Below are 21,176 nucleotides of genomic sequence, written 5' to 3'. Positions count from 1 at the left end.
AAATTAATAAACTCGATTTAATCGATGAAAATTTTTAATAACAACAAGGGGCTGTTGACAAAATGGAACTAAGAGAATTAAAAAGCTTTCTGAAAATTATGGAACTGGAAAGTTTCTCCCGAGCGGCGAAGGAACTGGGGTACTCACAGTCCGCCCTCAGTGTACAAATTCATTCTCTGGAAAATGAGCTGGGGGTCCGTCTTTTTGACCGGCTGGGCAAGCAGGTAACTCTGACTCCTCCTGGCAGGCAGCTGGCCCGGCGGGTACTGCCCATTCTCCAGGAGGTGGAGGAACTGGAGAATGTGATGCACAACCGGCCGCCGGCAGAAGCCCTGCGGATCGGCATGATCGAAAGCCTGTGCAAGGCCCACATGCCCCAGGTGATGGATTACGTATGCCGGAACCTGCCACAGCTCCATATCACCATCACCATCGATTCGCCCAGTGTGCTGCTGGACGCCCTGAACCACAACAAGGTGGATCTGGTGTATGTACTGGACAAGCCTTTATATGATGGAAAATGGGAAAAGGTTTTCCAGAAACAGGAGAATATTGTGTTTGTGTGTTCTGTGGATTCTCCGCTGGCCCGGGAAAAAGACCTGAAACTGGACCAGGTGATCCGCCAACCCTTTTTCCTGACGGAAAAGGCAGACAACTACCGGCTGAGCCTGGACCAGCAGCTGGCGGCCCGGCAGCTGGCCCTGAACCCTATATTGGAAGTCAGCGATACCGGATTCATCCTGGATATGGTCCAGCGGGGACTGGGCCTGTCCTTCCTGCCCCAGTACGTGGTGGAAAACAGCCCCTACCGGGACCGGCTGCAGATCCTCCAGGTGAAGGATTTCCACATGCACATGTACCGGCAGCTGTTCTACCACAAGGACAAATGGCTGACCCAGGCCATGAAAGTGTTCCTCCGGCTGGCACTCCGGGAGAATCCTCCGGACAAAGGGGAGAACCCCCCGGATTTTTCCTGGAATAGGGAGAAGGACTCTTGCACGGACAAGGGGAGTATGATATAATTGTCAAGCGTTAATGTCGGGATATATTAATGCAATTTCAGAAAGAGGTGTTTCATAATGAAAAAGGGTATCCATCCTAACTACGGTGAATGCACCGTGATTTGTGGCTGTGGGAATACATTCAAAACTGGCAGTGTGAAAAAGGAACTGCGGGTGGACGTTTGCTCCAAATGCCATCCTTTCTTCACTGGTAAGCAGCGTGATATGTCTGCCAGAGGCCGGATCGAAAAATTCAACAAACGGTACGGCAAAGACGCAAAATAAAAAATGCGCTTGAACAGGGAGTGACTTGCAGACATTGCAGCACTCCTTTTCTTGTATCCAGGGAGTCATGGTATGACCAAAAAATTAAGTGTCGGTGGCCAGGCGGTCATCGAAGGAGTGATGATGCGGGGACCGGGGAAGATTGCCGTAGCGGTGCGCAAACCCAACGGAGAGATTACCGTGGACCTGAAGCCTGCAGGAAGCATCAGCGACCGGTATCCCATCCTGAAGAAGCCCTTCCTCCGGGGGGTGGTTTCCCTGGTGGAATCCCTGGGGTACGGCATGAAGGCTCTGTCTTTTTCCGCCCAGGTATCCGGGGACGAAGAGGACGGGGAAGAATCCATGAGCAGCCTGGAAATGGCAGGGACCATGGCGGTTTCCATCGGACTGGCGGTGCTGCTGTTCGTGGTGCTGCCCACCGGGGCCATGAAGCTGCTCCAGAACCAGGGAGTGGGGCCCATGGTCCTGAACCTGTGCGAAGGGCTTATGCGGCTGGCCATTTTCCTCCTGTACATCTGGGGGATTTCCCGGCAGAAAGACATCCAGCGGGTGTTCCAGTACCATGGGGCGGAGCACAAGACCATCTATACCTATGAACACGGGCTGCCTCTGCGGGTGGAGAACGTACGGCCCTTTTCCACTCTCCATCCCCGGTGCGGCACCAATTTCCTGATGATTGTCATGCTCATCGGGATCTTCATCTTTGCCTTTCTGGGCTGGCCCAGCCTGTGGGAGCGGATCCTGTCCCGGATCCTCCTGATGCCGGTGGTGGCCGGGATCAGCTACGAAATCATCCGGTTTGCAGGAAAGCATATGGACAAGGCCTGGGTACGGGCCGCCATACTGCCGGGGCTGGCCCTCCAGAAACTGACCACCCGGCAGCCGGACGACGACCAGATCGAAGTGGCCATCGCTTCCCTGAAAGCGGTGCTGCCGCCGGAAGAAATCATTGAATGACGGGGAACGCCTATGTTTGAGAATTTGGATAAACTCCAGGACCTGGAAGACCGGTACCTGGACCTGGAAGCCAAGATCAGCGATCCGGAAGTGATCGCCCGGCAGGAGGAGTGGCTGAAATACACCAAGGCCCATTCCAAACTGACGGAGATCGTCACGGTGTACCGGGACTACAAAAAACTGGTGGACACCTGGAAGGACGATGAAGCCATTGTCAAAGCCAGGGAAGACCAGGAACTCACCGCCATGGCGGAAGAGGAAATGAAGGAACTCCAGCCTCAGCTGGAGGCCTATGAGGAAAAACTGACCCTGCTGCTTTTGCCCAAGGATCCCAACGATGAAAAGAACATCATCATGGAGATCCGGGCGGGAGCCGGGGGAGACGAAGCGGCCCTGTTTGCCGGGGACCTGTTCCGGATGTACACCCGGTATGCAGAACAGAAAGGCTGGAAGGTGGAACTGATGGATTCCAGTCCCACTGGCCTGGGGGGCTTCAAGGAAGTGGTGTTCATGGTGTCCGGCACCGATGTGTACAGCCACATGAAGTTTGAAAGCGGGGTCCACCGGGTCCAGCGGGTGCCGGATACGGAATCCCAGGGCCGGGTCCACACCTCCACGGTGACCGTGGCGGTGATGCCGGAAGCCCAGGAAGTGGATATCGAACTGAACCCGGCGGATATCCGGGTGGATACCTATCGGGCCGGAGGGGCCGGGGGCCAGTACGTGAACAAAACCGAATCCGCCGTCCGGATGACTCACATCCCCACCGGGATCGTGGCCCAGTGCCAGGACGAAAAATCCCAGGCCAAGAACCGGGAAAAGTGCCTGCGGGTGCTCCGGTCCCGGATCCTGGAAGCGGAACAGGAAAAACAGCGGGCGGCCACCGCGGCGGAACGGAAAAGCCAGGTGGGCACCGGAGACCGGAGTGAACGGATCCGGACCTACAACTATCCCCAGGGCCGGGTCACCGACCACCGGATCGGGCTCACCCTCCACAAGCTGCCGGACATCATCAACGGGGACCTGGATGAACTCCTGGATGCCCTGATGATGGCGGAACAGGCCAAGAAACTCCAGCAGGTGAAATAAGATGCAGGAACAAAGAACCGTTTGGACCATATTGAAAATCCTTCAGTGGACTCAGCAGTACTTCAGCTCCAAAGGCGTGGAAAATCCGCGCCTGGATGCGGAAGTGCTGCTTTGTGCTGTGCTGGACAAAAGCCGGATCCAGCTGTACACCAATTTCGATGAGCCCCTGGAAGAACAGGAACTGAAACAGTACCGGAGCTATGTGGCCCGGCGGGCGGCCCGGGAGCCGGTGGCCTATATTCTGGGACACAAAGGGTTCCTCCAGTATGATTTCAAGGTGACCCAGGACACCCTGATTCCCCGTCCGGAAACGGAGCTTCTGGTGGAACAGCTGGTGAGCCTGACCAAAGACCGGGGTCCGTTACGGATCCTGGATCTGGGCTGCGGCAGCGGGGCCATTGTCGATTCCCTGCTGGCAGAACTGCCGGAGGCTCATGGCACCGGGGTGGACATCAGCCCGGGAGCCGTGGAAGTGACCCGGGAAAACGCCCGGAGCCTGGGGGTGGAGGACCGGCTGGATACGGTGGTGTCCAACCTGTATGAAAAGGTCCCGAAGGAACCGAAGTTCCAGGTACTGGTCTCCAACCCGCCCTACATCCCGGAAGGGGATCTGGCCGGGCTCCAGGCGGAAGTCCACCGGGAACCCCGGCGGGCCCTGGATGGGGGCCGGGATGGCCTGGACTTTTACCGGCGGATCCTGAAGGATATCTGGGAGTATCTGGATCCCCAGGGCCTGGCGGCCTTCGAGATCGGCCAGGACCAGGGAGAGGACGTGGCCCGGCTGTGCCGGGAAGCGGGCCTGGATTGTGTGAAAGTACGGAAAGATTACGGGGACAAGGACCGGATGGTCTTTGCCGCCAAAGGGGGTTCTGTCTATGGAAACGCAGTGCTGGAAATTAAAGAACGATGAACCGCTGGATTCCCAGCTGGAACCGGCGGCTGCCCTGCTCCGGCAGGGAGAAGTGGTGGCCTTTCCCACGGAAACCGTGTACGGCCTGGGGGCGGACGGGCTGAACGGAGAGGCCTGCCGGAAAATCTTTGCCGCCAAGGGACGTCCGGCGGACAATCCCCTGATCCTCCACATCAGCGAAATGGAAGAGATCCGGCCCCTTACGTCCGGGCTTTCCCCCATGGCGGAAAAACTCATGGCTGCCTTCTGGCCCGGACCCATGACCCTCATTGTGCCCAAGTCGGAGATCATCCCGGATGTGGTCACTGCCGGTCAGGAGACGGTGGCGGTCCGGTTCCCCAGCAATCCTGTGGCCCGGGCCCTGATCCGGCTTACCGGACGGCCTCTGGCGGCTCCTTCCGCCAACAAATCCGGGAAGCCCAGCCCCACCAACGCCCAGGATGTGCTCCAGGACATGGAGGGCATCATCGGAGGAGTGGTGGACGGAGGCCCCTGTGACATCGGGGTGGAAAGCACCATCATCGACACTACCGGGAAAGAACCGGTGATCCTCCGTCCCGGGGGCATCACCGAAGAGATGATCCAGCAGGTGATGGGGGCCGTGGAACTGGACCCGGGACTGGTGAGCCCGGACCAGAAGCCCAAGGCTCCGGGAATGAAGTACCGCCATTATGCGCCCAAGGCCCCCATGGTGCTCATCGAAGGACCGGATGCGGGAGCAGGGGTGATCCGGGCGGCCATTATGGGGGAAGCCTGGGGACTGAAAGTGGGGGTGCTGGCCCTGGACGAAACGGTCCAACACCTGCCCCATACGCCCCATCTGGTGATCTGTGATGCCGGAAAGGATCTGAAGGATCTGGCAGAGAACCTGTACACGGAACTCCGGGAATTCGACCGGCAGCAGGTGGACATCATCCTGGGAGAAGGGGTCTCCACCCAGGGACTGGGCCTTGCCATCATGAACCGGATGCGGAAAAGCGCCGGTCACAACATCCTGGTCTACGACCGGGGGCTGTACAAAAAACAGAGCGGCCAGGTGCCGGAGTTTTTACAGGGAATGGTAATAGAATAACAGGTGTGTTACAATAAATATGATATGCGGCGAACGCATTTTACTTTGGAGTAGGGAGGCAAAACTTATGAAAATCATGATCGGCTGTGACCACGGCGGTTTTGAATTGAAGGAAGTTTTGAAGAAATATCTGGCGGACAAGGGCTATGAAGTGGAAGATGCAGGGGCTTACACCCCGGACCGGGTGGACTATCCGGACTACGCCAAGAAGGTGGGCGAAGGGGTGGCTGCCGGCAAGGCGGACCAGGGCATCCTGATCTGCGGCACCGGCTTGGGCATGTCCATTGCCGCCAACAAGATCCACGGCATCCGGGCCGCGGTGTGCGGAGACTGCTACAGCGCGGAAAAGGCCCGGGAACACAACAATGCCAATATCCTCTGCCTGGGGGCCCGGGTGCTGGGCACCGGCCTGGCGGAACAGATCGTGGATGCCTATCTGGGGGCTTCCTTCCTGGGCAGCTACCATACCCAACGGGTACAGAAGATCATGGACCTGGAGAAATAAGGTGAGACCATGAATCTGGAGGCACTTGCACAGGAAATCGAGGAAGATGCGGAAGAACTGATCGGTGTGGCCAAGGGCAGAGCCGGTCAGGTACTGGTGGTGGGCTGCAGCAGCAGCGAGGTGCTGGGAAACAAAATCGGCACCGGTGGTTCCATGAAAGTGGCCAAGGTGCTCTACACCACCCTCCGGAAAGTGTGCCGGAAACACAAGATGATCCTGGCCGCCCAGTGCTGCGAACATCTGAACCGGGCCCTGGTGGTGGACCAGAAGGCCATGGAGAAATTCGGCTGGCAGCAGGTGACGGTCCGTCCCATCGAACATGCCGGCGGGGCTTTTGCAGCCACGGCCTACAATGAACTGAAGAACCCGGTGGTGGTGGAAGAAATCCAGGCGGACATGGGGCTGGATATCGGCCAGACCCTGATCGGCATGCACCTGAAACGGGTGGCGGTGCCGGTGCGTCTGTCCCGGAAAAAACTGGGGAATGCGGTACTGACGGCAGCACGGACCCGGCCGCCTCTCATCGGTGGGGAACGGGCTGTGTACAAATAAGCGGAAGACCCTGAAAAGAGCCGATCCGTATCAATCCAGCGAGGAGAAAACGAGATGAACAACCAGAAACTGGGCCTGGCAGATCCCCAGGTGGCGGCGGCCATCGGGGAGGAACTGGGCCGGCAGCGTCACAAAATCGAACTGATTGCTTCGGAAAACTTTGTGTCCCCGGCGGTAATGGAAGCCATGGGGACCGTCCTCACCAACAAGTACGCGGAAGGGTATCCCGGCCACCGGTATTACGGGGGCTGTGAATACGTGGACAAGGTGGAAGAACTGGCCCGTCAGAGAGCCTGTGAGCTGTTCGGGGCGGAACACGCCAATGTGCAGCCTCACTGCGGGGCCAATGCCAACCTGGCCGCCTTCTTTGCCTTTGTCCAGCCGGGAGACACGGTGATGGGCATGAATCTGTCCGAAGGGGGCCATCTGTCCCACGGATCCCCGGTGAACATCTCCGGGAAGTATTTCCACATCGTCCCTTACGGAGTGGATCCTGAAACAGAACGGATCGACTATGACAAGCTGGAAAAAATCGCGGAAGAATGCCGACCCAAAATGATCATCGGCGGGGCCAGTGCCTATCCCCGGATCATCGATTTCGAACGGATGGCGGCCATCGCCCACAAGGTGGGGGCCTTCCTGATGATTGACATGGCACACATTGCCGGTCTGGTGGCGGCAGGACTCCATCCCAGCCCGGTGCCCTATGCGGATGTGGTGACCACCACCACCCACAAGACGCTTCGGGGACCCCGGGGCGGCATGATCCTGTGCCCGGAAAAATACGCCAAACAGATCGACAAGGCGGTGTTCCCCGGCACCCAGGGCGGCCCTCTCATGCACATCATCGCCGCCAAGGCAGTGGCTCTGGGCGAAGCCCTGAAACCGGAATTCAAGGATTACCAGAAACAGATCATCAAAAATGCCGCTGCCCTGGCGGAAGAACTGACCAAACAGGGTCTGCGGCTGGTTTCCGGCGGTACGGACAACCATCTGGTACTGGTGGATACCCGGTCCAAAGGCCTTACCGGCAAGGACGCGGAACACATGCTGGATGCCATCGGCATCACCTGCAACAAGAACACCATCCCCAACGACCCGGCCAGCCCCTTTGTGACCAGCGGCATCCGTCTGGGTGCGCCGGCTGCCACCACCCGGGGATTCCTGGAAGAAGACTTCCGGGAAGTGGCCCGGATCATCGGCCTGGTGCTCAGCAATCCTGGGAAAGAAGAAGCTCAGAAAGAAGCCGCTGCCCGGGTGGCTGCCCTGTGTGAAAAATACCCTCTCTATCCGAATCTGTAATTGGGAAAGGAACCTGAAACCATGCAAATCCATGTTGTGAACCATCCTCTGATCAAAGAAAAAATGACCCACTTGCGTGACAAAAAGACGGCTCCCCGGAATTTCCGCCGGTTGCTGGATGAAATCGCCCAGCTGCTGCTGTTCGAAGTGACCCGGGACCTGCCCATCCGGGAAGTGCCGGTGACCACTCCCATTGCGGAAACCACCGGGTATGCCTTGGACATCACCGGTATCACCGTGGTGCCCATCCTCCGGGCGGGGCTGGGATTCCTGGATGCAGTGCTGGACCTGATCCCGGAAGCACGGGTGGGGCATATCGGCCTGACCCGGGATGAAAAGACTCTGGAGCCCATCAAATATTACTGCAAGATCCCCAAGGACAAGGATGCGGAAATCATCCTCATCGACCCCATGCTGGCCACCGGCGGCAGTGCCGCTGCAGCCCTGTCCATGCTGAAGGCCGATGGCTACAAGCACTTCCGGTTCATGTGCCTGGTGGCCGCTCCGGAAGGGGTGGAACTGGTGAACAAACTGCACCCGGATGTGCCCATCTATACAGCGGCCCTGGATGATCATCTCAATGAGCACGGGTACATTGTGCCCGGGCTGGGGGATGCCGGGGACCGGGTGTTCGGGACGGTGGAATAAGGTATGGACAGACCTGACTGGGACAGTTATTTCATGGAAATCGCGGAAGTGGTTTCCAAACGGTCCACCTGCCTGCGGAGAAAGGTGGGGGCCGTGCTGGTGAAGGACCGGCAGATCCTGGCCACCGGGTACAACGGGACTCCAAAGGGGCTGCCCCACTGTGAAGTGGTGGGATGCCTCCGGGAAAAGCTCCATGTGCCCAGCGGTCAGAACCATGAGCTGTGCCGGGGCATCCATGCAGAGCAGAACGCGGTGATCCAGGCGGCGGTGAACGGGGTATCCACCCTGGGCGCCACCTTGTACTGCACCCATCAGCCCTGTGTGGTGTGTTCCAAGATCCTGATCAACGCCGGGATCAAGCGGATTGTCTACGCCAATCCCTACCCGGACAAACTGGCACAGGAAATGCTCCACGCGGATACTTCCCTGGAGCTGGAAGAGTTTCATAAGAAGTGAAGGGGGGCTTTGCCCCGGTCACTAGTCTCTAGTCTCCAGCCGCGAGACTCACGACTCGAGACCTCAAAAGGGGCTGTTGCACATGCAACAGCCCCTCTTTTATTCTGGAACCTGCCAAACGCAGGTTCCTTCCATTGGCTAGTGACTAGTGACTAGTGACTGATTTTATTGCCCCAAAGGGACAATAAAATCCCCACATTTTCCGTATCATACTCGATTTGCTCGGACCAGCGGCGGGGGGCTTCCAGCAGGTCTCCGGTGCGGGCGGCCTGGAGCAGGATAAACTGGGTGCTCTTTTGGGCGTAACGGGCCAGGATATCCATGCCGTAAGAGGCTTCCTTGTCCAGCTGCCGATAGAAAATGTACTGGTACAGACGGTCGAAGAAGAGCAGGGGAGCATTCTCCGCAAAAGTATGGTACCGGTCCAGGGCCCCCTCCAGGTCCCTTTCAATTTTCTGGAGGTCCCGGGTCCAGGCTTGGTCGATGGGCTCTGTGGCGGAAAGTTCCCGGATCATTACTTCCAGCTCTTTCCGGGTCAGATCCGGAGAAAAATGGAGCTTTGCTTCCGGCAGGTCCTCCAGCCCCATTTCTTCCAGCAGTTCCGGAAAGGTGAAAACATCTCCGGTTTCTTCCTGGGTAAAGTGGAGGGGCCCCGGCAGCGCCACCATGACCTCGCAGGTCTTCTCACAGCACAGGCCGGTGCCGCAGAGAATGTATTCATACACATAGGTGAAGAACCGGGGATGGACGGTGCAGATATCGCAAAGGGCGTCTTCCCCCAGTTCCTTGATCACCCGGCACAGTCCGTCCGGATCCAGCAGATGGCAGTATCCCTGGGGATTCAGCCGGAAATGCCAGGTGCCGTCTTCCCGGACCATGGACCGGCGCAGGTCGTCCCCCAGCTTTCCGGGCAGTTGCCGGTAGTATTCCGCCGTGTCTTCATCGATGTCGATTTCCCACACCTGGCAGCAGGTATGGCGGCAGGACCCTCCTTTGCAGGCAAAATCGTTGAACCCTTCCGGGATGATGGAAATCATGGAAACCCCTCCTTTTGACATGACATCATTATAACACGGAAGTTTTGCTGAAAAAATTGGAACACTTTCACAGTTTATGGTAAAATATAAGCTAGGTTTGTGTGTGATTTTAGCGTGCGGCTCCTGGGAGAGCTGCAAAAGAAGTTCGAGGGGATTGACCATGATCAAGAGAGAAAAAACCGCAGTGGAAGCAGCCAGACACCCGTACAAGACCCGCAACGGCGGGGCCACGGTCACTGTTTTTGTGCCTTATGACTGCCGGAACCACTGCCCGTTCTGTGTGAATAAAGAAGAGTATGCCGATATGACGGGATTTTCCCTGGAGGCCATCTGTGAAAGCATCCGGAAAATGGATGCCCTGACTCCTTACTGCGACTTTGTCTTTACCGGAGGGGAGCCCCTGGCCAACCTGAAAAGTCTCCAGGTGATGCTGGACCAGGTGTCCGATACCCATAAAGTGTACATCAACACCACCCTGCCGGTAAGCCGGGAACAGAGCGAAGAGGAAGTGCTGGCCTTCCTGGAGAAGAATGCCGGGAAAATCACCTGCCTCAATATCAGCCGGCACATGCAGCACTATGTGGAGGAATCCAATGACGGACTCCTGGCCCGGCTGCCGGTCCGGTTCCGGATCAACTGCGTCCTGTACAAGAAGTATCCCAAGGATCAGCTGATTCCCTTTATGGAACGGTTCCGGAAGGTCCACGCCCCTTCCATCCAGTTCCGGTTCGACTATACGGAGACCACCCCGGAAAACCTGTATGACGAACCCCATGACCAGATTCTCCGGGACCTGAAGCAGGTGGCCTGTTACACCGGTCTGGACGGCTGCCGGATGCGCTGCGGGTTCCATTTCAAATACAAGGATCTGGAGCTGGTGTACCACAAGACCCTGCCCTACAGCACCATTGTGGAAAAGGATCCGGCAGACGGGGAAACCTATGCCATCCTGTACGATATCCTGATCAAGCAGAATGGACGGATCGATTCGGACTGGGATGGCACGGTAATGGATCTGGACGCCTACGCCCGGTGCAAGTTCGAGCCCTACGATCTGAAATGGCTGGAACGGGTGCCCGCCCGTCAGGTGGAAGAAGAGAAAGAAGAACTGTTGGGGGCCCAGCCCTGTACGGCAGTGTGAAAGAGGGGTGTTGCGCAGGCAACACCCCTTTGCTATAATGGGGAAAAATCCAAGAAGCATGGTAGGAAAGGAAGATTGTTATGAAACTTGACCAAGTGCGTGCCAAAATCGATGCCATCGATCCTCAGATCCGGGCTCTTCTCATGGAGCGGCTGGACTGTTCCAAACTGGTGGCGGAAGCCAAACAGGAAGCCGGGGAGACCAACATTTACCGGGCGGACCGGGAACAGGCCATTCTGGAAAAACTCTCCCAGGGCGTGCCGGAAGACCGGCTGCCGGAATACCTGGCGGTGGTCCGGAAGATCATGGAAACCAGCCGGATGTACCAATACGGCATGCTCTTTGACTGGAATCCCCAACTGTTTGCTCAGCTGGCCAAAGACATTGACATCCACTCCGGAGGCACCCGGGTGGTGGTCCGGCTCACCCGTCCGGATCAGCCCAATGCCATGAGCAGTATCCTGAACATGGTGGGGGATTACGGGTACAACATGCAGTACATGGAACTGCTCCATTTCAATAAACCGGAAAAAACCGTCACTTTCGACCTGACCATCCTGGGGGATCTCAGCGAAACCAACATGCAGAAGCTTATGTTCCAGCTGTCCAAGGAAAGCCAGGATTTCCGGATCCTGAAAAACGAATAAGAGGGAATCATGACTAAATCCCAAAAAGATCTGTTCTGGCTGGCGGCTTCCCTGGCCGCCGGCTTTGCCGTAAGACTGCTGCCGGCACCGGCTCCCTTGACCCAGGAGGGGCTGGCGGTGCTGGGCATCTTCCTCACCTCCCTCATGATGTGGATCACCATTTCCATTGACTGGCCCAGTCTGATCACCGTGTTCCTTCTGGGCTTTTTGCCCCATTTCGGGTTCGGGAACACCCTGAAGGGAACCTTCGGGAACACCACCGTGGCCTTCCTGCTGTTCACCTTCATGCTGGTGTATCCCCTGTCCCAGACCCATTTTGTCCGGCGCTGCACGGTGACCTTCATCACCAACGCCATTGCCCGGCGGGGCCCCTGGTCTTTTGTCACCTTCCTGTTCTTTGCGGTGACTTTCATGGGGCTGTTCATTTCTCCTTCCGTGCTGTTTGTGGCCTTCATGCCTTTTCTGGAAGACATTTTCCAGGTGCTGGAGCTGAAGAAGGGGAGCCCTTCTGCCAATATGATCATGCTGGGGACGGCCTTCTGCATCAGCCTGTCCTCTGGGATGACCGCCATCGGCCATGTGTGGCCCACTATGGCCATGGGGTACTATACGGCAGCCACCGGACGGGATGTGAACCAGTTCCAGTACATGGCCATGGGGATCCCCACCGGGGTGCTGCTGGTGATTTTGCTGCTGCTGGTGTTCAAGTTCCTGTACCGGCCGGCGGATATCCAGGCCATCGACCCTCAGAAGGCCATGGGACTCCGGGGCACTGTACCCCGGGCGGACAACCGGGAAAAGATCATCCTGGCCACCATGGCCCTGACGGTGCTCCTGTGGGTGGGGCCCAGCCTGGTAAAAGGCTGGAATCCGGGCCTGTATAAAATGATCAGCAGCTGGACCACTGCCATGCCGCCTCTTCTGGGGTGCATCATCCTGTTCATTGCCCGCCATGAGGGGAAACCCATTATGAACTTCAAAGAAGTGATGACCAAAGGGGTGCTGTGGGCTTCCATCGTCATGACCGGGGCCGCCACCATGCTGGGGTCCGCCCTGACCCACAACGAAATGGGCATCAAGGCCTGGCTCAGCGGCATGCTGGCGCCGGTAGCCAGCGGACTGCCGGTCCTGGGGCTGATTTTGTTCTTCTTTGCCTGGTGTGTACTGGAGACCAACTTTTCCTCCAATATCGTCACTACCACCGTAGTCAGCGCCGTGGCCCTTTCTGTGTGCCAGGCTCTGCCGGCGGGAGTGATTTCCGTAGGGGCGGTAGTGTGTCTCATCGGTTTCGGGGCCGGGATCTGCAACATGACCCCGGCGGGCCAGTCCACCATCAACACCGTGGCCATCGGGTCCGGCTGGACCACCGCCCGGGATATGTTCATCTGGGGAGGCATCTTCGCCCTCCTGGCCATTCTGGTGATGACCTTTGTGGGATATCCCATCGGGAGTGTGGTTCTGGGGTAAGAGGGGGGTGTGAAGAAATTCACACCCCCGGTCACTCGGCCAGTGACCAGTGACCGCTGACCAGTGACAGAAAGGGGCTGTGAAAAAATGATTTCTCATTTTTTCACAGCCCCTTCTTTTTGCTATAATAAACAGTATGGATAAGACAGGAGGTTGGAAAAGATGATCAGATTTTGTCCTCACTGCGGGAAGGAACTGGAGCCCGGGGTACGGTTCTGCCCTTCCTGCGGGAAAGCGGTTCCGGAAATACAGAGCCAGGGAGCAGAGAGCACCCGGCCGTCTGCACCGGCGGGAGGGAACCCTGCCTCTGCCAACAGGAACAGGATCCTGGCAGGAGGGCTTGTCGTCCTGCTGCTCCTGGGCGGAGGAGCCTTTTACTTCCAGCATCAGAAATCCCAGGAAGCGTCCCAGGCAGCAACTATGGCGGCTCAGGAAGCCAAAACGGAAAAGACGGAAAAAACGGCGGAGCCACAGGGAACCAAAGACCCTGTCGGGACCGTCCAGAAAATCCTGGATCAGGAAGGCCTTTCCGGAAAGGTGATGGCCACCTCCTATGGTCATGATCCCAACGGCAGTCTGAGCCTGATCGGGGGCAAGGGACGCCGGCTGCTGGTCATTGATGAAAAAAATCACCAGAAGGCTTTTGTGGATGCCACGCCCAGGCTGTACCAGTTCATCAATCATCGTACCGGGAACCTGCCTCCTGTCACCTTTCAGATGCGGGTCCTCAGCGAGCAGCCAGGCGATGATGAAAAAGCCGGGTATTGGGATGGAACCAGCCATGTAATTCCCGTTTATGCCCAATATTCCTTCGATGGGGAGGGAAAAGTGGTCCCGGGGATGCTGAATACGGGAGCTGGCGCCAGACCGTCCCATTACCATGACTATCTCAAAGAACAGCGCCATGTGGATCTGGCCAATCTGGTCCTTACAGAAATGCAGGCCCTTCACGAAAACGCCGATGCCAATCATGTGCAGCTGTAATCCCTGCAAATTTTCAAGAAAGAGGTTTTGACCCTATGGAATTTTTTCTTTTTGTACTGCTTCTGACCCTGGTTTCTTTTTCCATGGCTGTGCTCTGCTATGGACTGACCATGCGGTTTTTCAACGGATCCAAACTGGCCCGGTACATTCTGACCCCTCTGGCAGTGGTGGGGTGGGACTTCCTGGTGGTAATCCAGGACCAGACCATGCGGTGGGTTTTGGGGCTCCTGCCCATTGCTGCTCTGGCGGCCCTTTTCTTCTACGCCCGGAAAAAGTATGCGGAGGATCCGGAACCGCTGGAACTGGCCCGGAGACAGAACGGCTTTACCCCGGACCGGAAAATGCGCCGGTACCAGAAAAGAAATCAGAAAAAAAGCAAAAAATAAAAGGGATTTTTCGCAAAAAGGCGAATAATATCCATAAAGAGCAAGGAAGGGGATGAATGTATATGTTCCAAAAAATCTTGGTGCCGGTAGATGGATCGGATACGGCGTGGAAGGCCCTGAAAACAGCGGCAGCGCTGGCGTCCAGATTTCAGGGAGAAATCCGGGTATTCACTGTTATGGAACCGTACAACAGCCTCAGCCTGTTCCAGATTACCCTGGATCAAAACCTCATGGACCGCAGCAACCGGGAAATGAAAAAAGCCAGTCTGGCGGTCCTGGATACGGCCAAAGAAAAACTCACGGAATATGGCTTCCATGGCAAGGTTTCCTATGAAGACGGTGAAGGAAATCCGGCTGAACTGATCCTGGAGAAGTCCCGGGAAGACGGCTGTGACTCGGTGGTCATCGGCAGCCGGGGCCTCAGCGGGATCACGGAATTCCTGTTGGGCAGTGTCAGCTCCAAAGTGTCCCAGTATGCGGAAGTACCTGTATTCGTAGTGAAATAAAGGGGGAGATTCTATGTTCAAAAAAATCCTGGTGCCGGTGGATGGTTCCCAGACTTCCTGGAAGGCTCTGGAAACGGGGAAATCCCTGGCGGAAAAATATGACGGCGTCCTGGTGGTCATTACGGTGATGCTGCCCTACGGGGCCGGCGGCCTGCTCCAGATGTCCCTGGACCAGACCCTGATCGATCAGAACAATGCAGCTATGAAAAAAGCCGGTTTTGCCACCCTGGAACTGGCCAAGGAAAAACTCAGCGGCTATAAGGGTGAAGTGGAATATGTGGAAGAAACCGGGAACCCGGCGGAACTGATCCTGGACGCCTGCAAGAGCAAGGGCTGCGATACCATCGTCATCGGCAGCCGGGGCCTTAGCGGGGTGGAGGAATTCCTGTTGGGCAGTGTCAGCAGCAAGGTTTCCCAGTATGCCAAAGTCCCTGTTATGGTAGTGAAATAACCTGACAAAAAAATTGCTGCTTCGGCAGCAATTTTTTTTCGGAAAAAGCAGGAATTTACAATCTTTCGGTGAATATACTCTATAAGAAAGAAAAAATTGTAACGAAGAATGCGTTGGAGGTGGTTGTATGTTTGAAAAAATCTTGGTTCCGGTGGATGGGTCTGAAACGTCCTGGAGAGCCCTGGCGGAAGCCCGGGAACTGGCGGAAGCCTTCAAGGGAGAACTGCTGGTGGTGAACGTAATCCAGCCCTACAACAATTCGGCCATGCTGGTGGTGCCTCTGGATCAGGCAACCATCAGTCAGGGAAATGAAGAACTGACGAAAATCGGCAACAGTGTCCTGGATACAGCCAAAGAAAAGCTGAAGGACTTCAAAGGCAAGGCAGAATTCGACCTGGAAGTGGGCCATCCGTCTGAACGGGTGCTGGCCGTATGCAAGGACAAGAAATGTTCCGCCATCGTCATCGGCAGCCGGGGCCTCAGCGGCATTGCGGAATTCTTCCTGGGCAGCGTCAGCAGCAAGGTGTCCCAGTATGCCGATGTGCCGGTGCTCATTGTGAAATAACCCAAGATTGTTCCGGAAAAGGGGGAATATCTTATGATCAACAAAATCCTGGTTCCTGTAGACGGTTCGAAAATTGCCCTCCGGGCTCTGGATTTTGCCATGGAACTTGGCAGCAAATTCGGATCCCAGATCATTGTGATCAATATTGACGTGCCTTATGACCTGAGCCGGATCAAACCTCCCCGGAAGGACAAAAACGGCAATATCATCCCGCTGGAAGCGGCTGCTCCCACTCCGCTGGAAGAAGCAGAACGGGAAGCCAAGAAAGTTTCCTACAGCACCATCACCTTCAAGAAAGTGGTGGACATCGATCCGGCAGAACGGATTTGTGGGGAAGCCGAGAAGGATGATGTGGACATGATCATCATGGGCAACCGGGGTATGGGTGTACTGGCAGGGTTCTTCCTGGGCAGTGTCAGTACCAAGGTATCCCAGAGCGCTCATTGCCCGGTGACCATCGTAAAGTAAGAAGGAACCGGCCACAACTCCAAACGCGGGAATAAAAAGGGGGTGTTGCACATAAGGTGCAACACCCCCTTTGGTTACCGGTGTGAATTTTTTCACACCCCTTTTTTCTTCAATCTCATTCTGGCCCGTCTGTGGAGCAGGAACAGGGCCAGCAGCAGAAGACCGATGCCGGTGATGAGGGTCAGGACCACGCTGCCCCCGGAGAAACCGGCGGCCAGGTAGGCCATGAAACAGCAGGCGGCCACCAGGCAGGCGTAGGGGATCTGGGTCCCCACATGCTGGATGTGGCTGCATCCGGCCCCGGAAGAGGAGAGGATGGTGGTGTCAGAAATGGGGGAGCAGTGGTCCCCGAACACGGAGCCGGCCAGGGTGGCGGACAGGGTCACGGTCATGATGGTGGGAGTGGCGGACTGGCAGATGAACACCACAATGGGGATGAACAGACCGAAGGTGCCCCAGGCAGTACCGATGGAGAAGGAAAGCCCGGCTGCCACCAGGAATACAATGGCCGGCAGCAGTTCCATGGGTAGATGGCTGGTCTGGACCAGCATGCCAATGTATTTCCCGGTGCCCAGGTAGTTCTGGCACAGGGTGCCGATGGTCCAGGCCAGGGTCAGGATGATGTAGGCAGGGACCATGGTGTTGATCCCGGCACCGATGCTGTCCATGAACTGCCGGAAGCTCAGGAGCCTGCGGGGAACGAACTGGACAAAGGTCACCACCAGGGCCCAGAACCCGCCCAGCACCAGCGCGGCGGAAGAATTGCTGTTGCCGATGGCGGCCTGGAAGGAGAGCCCTTTGGACCAGTAGCCTCCGTTGTACAGCATGGCCAGGATGGTAAAGACGATGAGAGCGGCAATGGGGATCAGCAGGTCATACACGGTGCCTTTGGCAGTCACCGGCTGCTGCTGTTCCCGGGCTTTCTGATCAATGGCGCCCAGTTCTCCTTTGGTTTCCGCCAGGTCTTCCACTGTGGCCATGGGCCCGAATTCCAGGTCCGTAACGGACAGGACGGTGACCATCAGGATGGACAGGATGGCGTACATGTTGTAGGGGATGGTGGCGAAGAAAGCGGACATTTCATTGGGGAAGGCGCCGGTTTCGTACAGGGTGGACCCTACGGCAGCAGCCCAGCTGGAAATGGGGGCGATGATGCACACGGGGGCGGCGGTGGTATCGATGATGTAGGCCAGCTTGGCCCGGGAAATCCGGTACTTGTCCGTTACCGGCTTCATGACCGTACCTACGGTGAGGCAGTTGAAATAGTCATCGATGAAAATCAGGATCCCCAGGATGCTGGTGGCCAGTTCTGCAGCCCGGCGGCTGGTGATCTTTTTGGTGGCCCACTGACCGTAGGCCTGGGAACCGCCGGCCTTGTTCACCACAGCCACCAGGGAGCCCAGCAGGGCCAGGAACAGGATGATGTTGAACTTGTCCGGAGTACCGACGGTTTTGGACATGATCTCAAAGGCGGCGGAGCTCATGTCCACCAGGCCTCCGCCGGAAGCGGCCGCATAAATCAGACCGCCGGACAGGATCCCCAGCATCAGGGAGGAAATCACTTCTTTGGTGATGAGCGCAAGAGAAATGGCAATAATCGGGGGCAGCAGGGACAGGATCCCCACATCTACAGGTTCCATAATTGACTCCTTTTCTTACAGGGTATAGATTGATTTTGGAAAAAATATGTTTTATTTTATCATATTTCTACCGTCATTTCACAAAGACGACGAAATTTGTTGAAAAACTTTCAGACTATGTTATAGTAAAAGAATAAAAATATGAATGAGGGAGATGCTTATGGAGAATTTGTTTGCATGGATCAACTCTGTCCTGAAGTTCGTCGGCCCCCTGTCCGACTTCTTCTGGGACATTCCTACCCAGTTTGCATGGTACAAAAACCTGCCCCTGTTGGGAAGCTTTTCGTTCGCCATTATTGTGCTGGTAGGATCCGGCATCTATTTCACCTGCCGGCTCCACTGTATCCAGCTGACCCATATGGGAACGGCCATCCGGCTGCTGGTCCACCGGCGCAGTGCCGCCACCGGGATCTCGCCGCTGGCGGCCTTTATGCTCAGTTCCGCCATGCGGGTGGGCCCCGGGAACATCCTGGGGGTCACCGGGGCCATTTCCGTAGGGGGACCGGGAGCCCTGTTCTGGATGTGGGTATCTGCGTTCTTCGGCATGGCTACCGCCTTTGTGGAAGGGACCATGGCCCAGCTGTTCAAGGAAAAACGTCAGGGACAGTTTGTAGGGGGACTGCCCTTTTACGGACGGGCTCTTTTCGGAGGCAGCCAGGGTGTGGGCATCTTCCTTTCTCTCCTGTACATCTTCTATGCCCTGGGATGTCTGCCGGCCCAGGGATACAATGTGGTTTCTTCTGTAGGGGCCATCGGGTCCATGGTCAGCGGTACGGAGATTCCCACCAACTCCCTCTTCTATTACGGCACGGCAGCTGTGGTACTGGTCTTTACTGCCCTGCTGGCCTTCGGGGGCATCAAAAAGGTGACAAAGGCCACCAATGCCATGGTTCCGGTGATGGCGGTGGTATACGTGGCCACTACGGTGCTGCTGATTGTGGGCAATGTACGGTCCGTTCCTTACTTTTTTGAAGCGGTGTTTGCGGGAGCCTTCCGGCCGGAAGCCTTTTTCGGCGGGGTGTTCGGTACCGTCCTGGTCCAGGGAGTGAAACGGGGGCTGATGAGCAACGAAGCGGGCCAGGGGACCATTACCATGTCCGCCGCATCCGCCGATGACGAACATCCCTGCGAACAGGGGCTCCTGTCCGCTGCCGGGGTGTTCCTGGACACTCACATCATCTGCACCATGACCGGGTTCATTGTGATCATGGCCCATGCCTGGACCCAGGATCCTGCCGCCTGGAAAGCCGCCGGGAAGCTGCCCAAATATCTCCTTTCCGTGACCCAGCTGACGCCCACTGCCGGGATCAATACGGCGGTGAACCTGGCCCTTACCCTGTGCTTCTGCCTGTTTGCCTACACCTGTCTCATCGGAATGGTGTCCTTTTCGGAAATCGCCGCTGCCCGTCTGAGCAAAAATCCCCAGGTGATCGTCACTGTCCGGTGCCTGTGCCTGCTGGTGGCCGCCTTCGGCATCCTGGTGAACATTGCCGGCTATGACCTGAGCAACCTGTGGGCCTTCTCCGACCTGGCCAACATCATCATGGTCTACTGCAACGTGCCCCTTTTGTACAAGGGATTCCAGTACGTGCTGAAAGCCCAGCGCCACTTTGTCAGCGAAAGCCCTGAACCCTTCGACGGAAAAAAGATCCTGGGCATTGATACCCCCTGCTGGCCGAGAAAATAAGGGGGTGAAAGATTCGCGACCCGCGACCCAAAAATGGGGCTGTTGCTTATGCAACAGCCCCATTTTTTACTTCCCTTCTTTGATCTCCTTCAATGCTTCAGCCATCCGTTTTACCCCTTCCACAATCCGGTCATCAGGCATGTTGGAGTAGTTGATCCGCATGTGCCGGTCGTTCTTGATGTTGGGGTAGAAGAATTCGCCCAGTACACCGGCCACGTTCTTTTCGATGCACTTGTCGAACACCTTCCGAGCGCTGACCCCTTCCGGGAAGGTCAGCCACAGGAACAGGCCCCCTTCCGGATGGGTCCAGGTGGTGCCGTCGGTGAAGGTTTCTTCCATGGTCTTCAGCAGCAGGTCACGGCGGTGCTTGTACAGCTTGTTGATTTCCGCCACATGGTCATCCAAGCTGTATTCATCCATGTACCGGTCGATGATGGCCTGGTCAAAGGCGGAGGTGTGCAGGTCGGCACTCTGTTTTACCTTGACGAATTCCTTCATCAGGGTGGTGGGAGCGGCCAGCCAGCCAATCCGCAGCCCCGGGCAGAAGGTCTTGGAGAAGGTCCCCATGGCCATCACCAGGTCTTTGGTGTCCATGCTCTGGAGGGAGGGGAGGGTTTCCCCTTCATAGCGCAGTTCCCCGTAGGGATTGTCTTCCAGCACCGGGATATTGTATTTGTTGACGATTTCCATGAATTTCTGCCGCCGTTCCAGGCTCCAGCAGATGCCGGTGGGGTTCTGGAAATCCGGGATCACATAGATCAGTTTGGCCCGGGGCGTTTCCGCCAGGATCTTGTCCAGTTCTTCCGGGATCATGCCCTTTTCGTCAGTGGGGACTTCCTTGAACACCGGCTGGTAGGCCTTGAAGGCATTGATGGCAGCCAGGTAGGTGGGGCTTTCCATCAGCACCACATCCCCTTCGTCAAAGAAAATCTTCCCGGCCATGTCCAGGTTCTGCTGGGAGCCGGTGGTGATCAGGATGTTTTCCGCTTTCAGATGGGATTTGTATTTCCGGTTCATCCGGTCGGCAATCTTGGCCCGGAGGGTGGGACGGCCTTCTGTGGTGGCGTACTGGAGCACCTTGTGGCCTTCAGCGGCGCAGACTTCCTGACACACCTTGCCGATTTCTTCCACCGGGAACAGTTCCGGTGCCGGCAGCCCCCCGGCAAAAGAAATCACTTCCGGACGCTGGGTCACTTTCAGGATTTCCCGGACCGCAGAAGCCTGCATCCCGGCCATCCGTTTGGCAAATTTGTATTCCATAATAAAAACCTCCCCCAAAATCAGCTGTCTTTTCAGGACAGTACCAATTTCATTGTATCCTAGAAAATGCTATCACTATTGATTTTTACCGTCAAGAAAATGCATTTAATATATTGTATACAAAAGTCCTAAAGAGTTATTTCTGTACAGTTCTATACAA

24 protein-coding genes are annotated in these 21,176 nt (G+C 56.6%); 21 read left to right on the top strand and 3 right to left on the bottom strand.

Annotated features, from left to right (window positions below):
* Nucleotides 1-62: 62 nt before the first annotated feature.
* The 11 genes from ACTQY1_RS03940 (at nucleotide 63) to ACTQY1_RS03890 (ending at nucleotide 8,777) form a co-directional block, all read left to right on the top strand.
* Nucleotides 63-1,022 (top strand): LysR family transcriptional regulator, encoded by a 960-nt coding sequence (locus ACTQY1_RS03940; protein WP_022486936.1) that lies wholly within the window; start codon nucleotides 63-65, stop codon nucleotides 1,020-1,022.
* A gap of 57 nt (nucleotides 1,023-1,079) precedes the next feature.
* Nucleotides 1,080-1,286, top strand: coding sequence for a 50S ribosomal protein L31 (gene rpmE / locus ACTQY1_RS03935; RefSeq protein WP_012937812.1), 207 nt, complete (start codon nucleotides 1,080-1,082; stop codon nucleotides 1,284-1,286).
* Nucleotides 1,287-1,358: 72 nt separating this feature from the next.
* Complete coding sequence (locus ACTQY1_RS03930) at nucleotides 1,359-2,243, top strand: DUF1385 domain-containing protein (RefSeq protein WP_022486935.1); 885 nt, start codon at nucleotides 1,359-1,361, stop codon at nucleotides 2,241-2,243.
* A gap of 12 nt (nucleotides 2,244-2,255) precedes the next feature.
* A complete protein-coding gene (gene prfA, locus ACTQY1_RS03925; RefSeq protein ID WP_022486934.1) occupies nucleotides 2,256-3,332 on the top strand; it encodes a peptide chain release factor 1 in 1,077 nt (358 codons plus the stop codon).
* Nucleotide 3,333: 1 nt separating this feature from the next.
* The gene (gene prmC, locus ACTQY1_RS03920) at nucleotides 3,334-4,242 is read left to right on the top strand and encodes a peptide chain release factor N(5)-glutamine methyltransferase (protein ID WP_022486933.1); all 909 of its coding nucleotides are present in this window, start codon (nucleotides 3,334-3,336) and stop codon (nucleotides 4,240-4,242) included.
* A complete protein-coding gene (locus tag ACTQY1_RS03915; protein ID WP_022486932.1) occupies nucleotides 4,208-5,314 on the top strand; it encodes an L-threonylcarbamoyladenylate synthase in 1,107 nt (368 codons plus the stop codon). Before prmC ends, ACTQY1_RS03915 begins: the two co-directional genes overlap by 35 nt.
* Nucleotides 5,315-5,381: 67 nt before the next feature.
* Complete coding sequence (rpiB, locus tag ACTQY1_RS03910; RefSeq protein ID WP_022486931.1) at nucleotides 5,382-5,819, top strand: ribose 5-phosphate isomerase B; 438 nt, start codon at nucleotides 5,382-5,384, stop codon at nucleotides 5,817-5,819.
* 9 nt (nucleotides 5,820-5,828) lie between these two features.
* On the top strand, nucleotides 5,829-6,371 hold the full coding sequence (locus ACTQY1_RS03905) for a TIGR01440 family protein (RefSeq protein ID WP_022486930.1): 543 nt from the start codon (nucleotides 5,829-5,831) through the stop codon (nucleotides 6,369-6,371).
* Between the two features lie 54 nt (nucleotides 6,372-6,425).
* The gene (gene glyA / locus ACTQY1_RS03900) at nucleotides 6,426-7,673 is read left to right on the top strand and encodes a serine hydroxymethyltransferase (protein WP_022486929.1); all 1,248 of its coding nucleotides are present in this window, start codon (nucleotides 6,426-6,428) and stop codon (nucleotides 7,671-7,673) included.
* Nucleotides 7,674-7,694: 21 nt separating this feature from the next.
* Nucleotides 7,695-8,321 (top strand): uracil phosphoribosyltransferase, encoded by a 627-nt coding sequence (gene upp / locus ACTQY1_RS03895; protein ID WP_022486928.1) that lies wholly within the window; start codon nucleotides 7,695-7,697, stop codon nucleotides 8,319-8,321.
* A 3-nt stretch (nucleotides 8,322-8,324) separates the two neighbouring features.
* Entirely contained in the window at nucleotides 8,325-8,777 is a 453-nt protein-coding gene (locus ACTQY1_RS03890) for a deoxycytidylate deaminase (protein WP_154487731.1), read from the top strand.
* 152 nt (nucleotides 8,778-8,929) lie between these two features.
* Here the strand turns inward: ACTQY1_RS03890 and fliB are convergent, their stop codons facing one another.
* The gene (gene fliB, locus ACTQY1_RS03885) at nucleotides 8,930-9,814 is read right to left on the bottom strand and encodes a flagellin lysine-N-methylase (RefSeq protein ID WP_022486926.1); all 885 of its coding nucleotides are present in this window, start codon (nucleotides 9,812-9,814) and stop codon (nucleotides 8,930-8,932) included.
* A 160-nt stretch (nucleotides 9,815-9,974) separates the two neighbouring features.
* On the opposite strand from fliB, the gene ACTQY1_RS03880 reads away from it, so the two are divergent.
* The 9 genes from ACTQY1_RS03880 to ACTQY1_RS03840 all read left to right on the top strand — a co-directional run bounded on the left by ACTQY1_RS03880 (nucleotide 9,975) and on the right by ACTQY1_RS03840 (nucleotide 16,429).
* Complete coding sequence (locus ACTQY1_RS03880) at nucleotides 9,975-10,955, top strand: 4Fe-4S cluster-binding domain-containing protein (protein WP_022486925.1); 981 nt, start codon at nucleotides 9,975-9,977, stop codon at nucleotides 10,953-10,955.
* An 80-nt stretch (nucleotides 10,956-11,035) separates the two neighbouring features.
* Nucleotides 11,036-11,602: a chorismate mutase gene (locus ACTQY1_RS03875; RefSeq protein ID WP_154487733.1), complete on the top strand. Its 567-nt coding sequence runs from the start codon at nucleotides 11,036-11,038 to the stop codon at nucleotides 11,600-11,602.
* A 9-nt stretch (nucleotides 11,603-11,611) separates the two neighbouring features.
* The gene (locus ACTQY1_RS03870) at nucleotides 11,612-13,069 is read left to right on the top strand and encodes an SLC13 family permease (protein ID WP_022486923.1); all 1,458 of its coding nucleotides are present in this window, start codon (nucleotides 11,612-11,614) and stop codon (nucleotides 13,067-13,069) included.
* 162 nt (nucleotides 13,070-13,231) lie between these two features.
* On the top strand, nucleotides 13,232-14,053 hold the full coding sequence (locus ACTQY1_RS03865) for a zinc-ribbon domain-containing protein (protein WP_441373799.1): 822 nt from the start codon (nucleotides 13,232-13,234) through the stop codon (nucleotides 14,051-14,053).
* 35 nt (nucleotides 14,054-14,088) lie between these two features.
* Nucleotides 14,089-14,439 carry a hypothetical protein gene (locus ACTQY1_RS03860; protein ID WP_302574614.1) on the top strand — a complete coding sequence of 117 codons (351 nt, stop codon included), beginning with the start codon at nucleotides 14,089-14,091 and terminating at the stop codon, nucleotides 14,437-14,439.
* Between the two features lie 62 nt (nucleotides 14,440-14,501).
* On the top strand, nucleotides 14,502-14,945 hold the full coding sequence (locus ACTQY1_RS03855) for a universal stress protein (RefSeq protein WP_154487734.1): 444 nt from the start codon (nucleotides 14,502-14,504) through the stop codon (nucleotides 14,943-14,945).
* Nucleotides 14,946-14,958: 13 nt separating this feature from the next.
* Complete coding sequence (locus ACTQY1_RS03850) at nucleotides 14,959-15,396, top strand: universal stress protein (RefSeq protein WP_022486919.1); 438 nt, start codon at nucleotides 14,959-14,961, stop codon at nucleotides 15,394-15,396.
* Nucleotides 15,397-15,523: 127 nt separating this feature from the next.
* Nucleotides 15,524-15,961, top strand: coding sequence for a universal stress protein (locus tag ACTQY1_RS03845; RefSeq protein WP_022486918.1), 438 nt, complete (start codon nucleotides 15,524-15,526; stop codon nucleotides 15,959-15,961).
* 33 nt (nucleotides 15,962-15,994) lie between these two features.
* Nucleotides 15,995-16,429, top strand: coding sequence for a universal stress protein (locus ACTQY1_RS03840; RefSeq protein ID WP_154487735.1), 435 nt, complete (start codon nucleotides 15,995-15,997; stop codon nucleotides 16,427-16,429).
* A gap of 92 nt (nucleotides 16,430-16,521) precedes the next feature.
* On the opposite strand, the gene ACTQY1_RS03835 is transcribed toward ACTQY1_RS03840, so the two are convergent.
* Nucleotides 16,522-18,069 carry a Na+/H+ antiporter NhaC family protein gene (locus ACTQY1_RS03835; protein ID WP_441373798.1) on the bottom strand — a complete coding sequence of 516 codons (1,548 nt, stop codon included), beginning with the start codon at nucleotides 18,067-18,069 and terminating at the stop codon, nucleotides 16,522-16,524.
* 160 nt (nucleotides 18,070-18,229) lie between these two features.
* Between ACTQY1_RS03835 and ACTQY1_RS03830 the strand changes: the two genes are divergently transcribed.
* Nucleotides 18,230-19,756: an alanine/glycine:cation symporter family protein gene (locus tag ACTQY1_RS03830; RefSeq protein ID WP_022486916.1), complete on the top strand. Its 1,527-nt coding sequence runs from the start codon at nucleotides 18,230-18,232 to the stop codon at nucleotides 19,754-19,756.
* Between the two features lie 66 nt (nucleotides 19,757-19,822).
* Here ACTQY1_RS03830 and ACTQY1_RS03825 read toward each other — a convergent pair whose 3' ends face one another.
* A complete protein-coding gene (locus ACTQY1_RS03825) occupies nucleotides 19,823-21,016 on the bottom strand; it encodes an aminotransferase-like domain-containing protein (protein WP_022486915.1) in 1,194 nt (397 codons plus the stop codon).
* Between the last annotated feature and the right edge of the window lie 160 nt (nucleotides 21,017-21,176).

It is taken from the genome of Acidaminococcus sp. HCP3S3_G9_1, from assembly GCF_052122455.1.
GTDB lineage: Bacteria > Bacillota > Negativicutes > Acidaminococcales > Acidaminococcaceae > Acidaminococcus.
The sequence above is the reverse complement of the archived record's forward strand: the minus strand, read 5'-3'. Positions and strand labels throughout refer to the sequence as shown.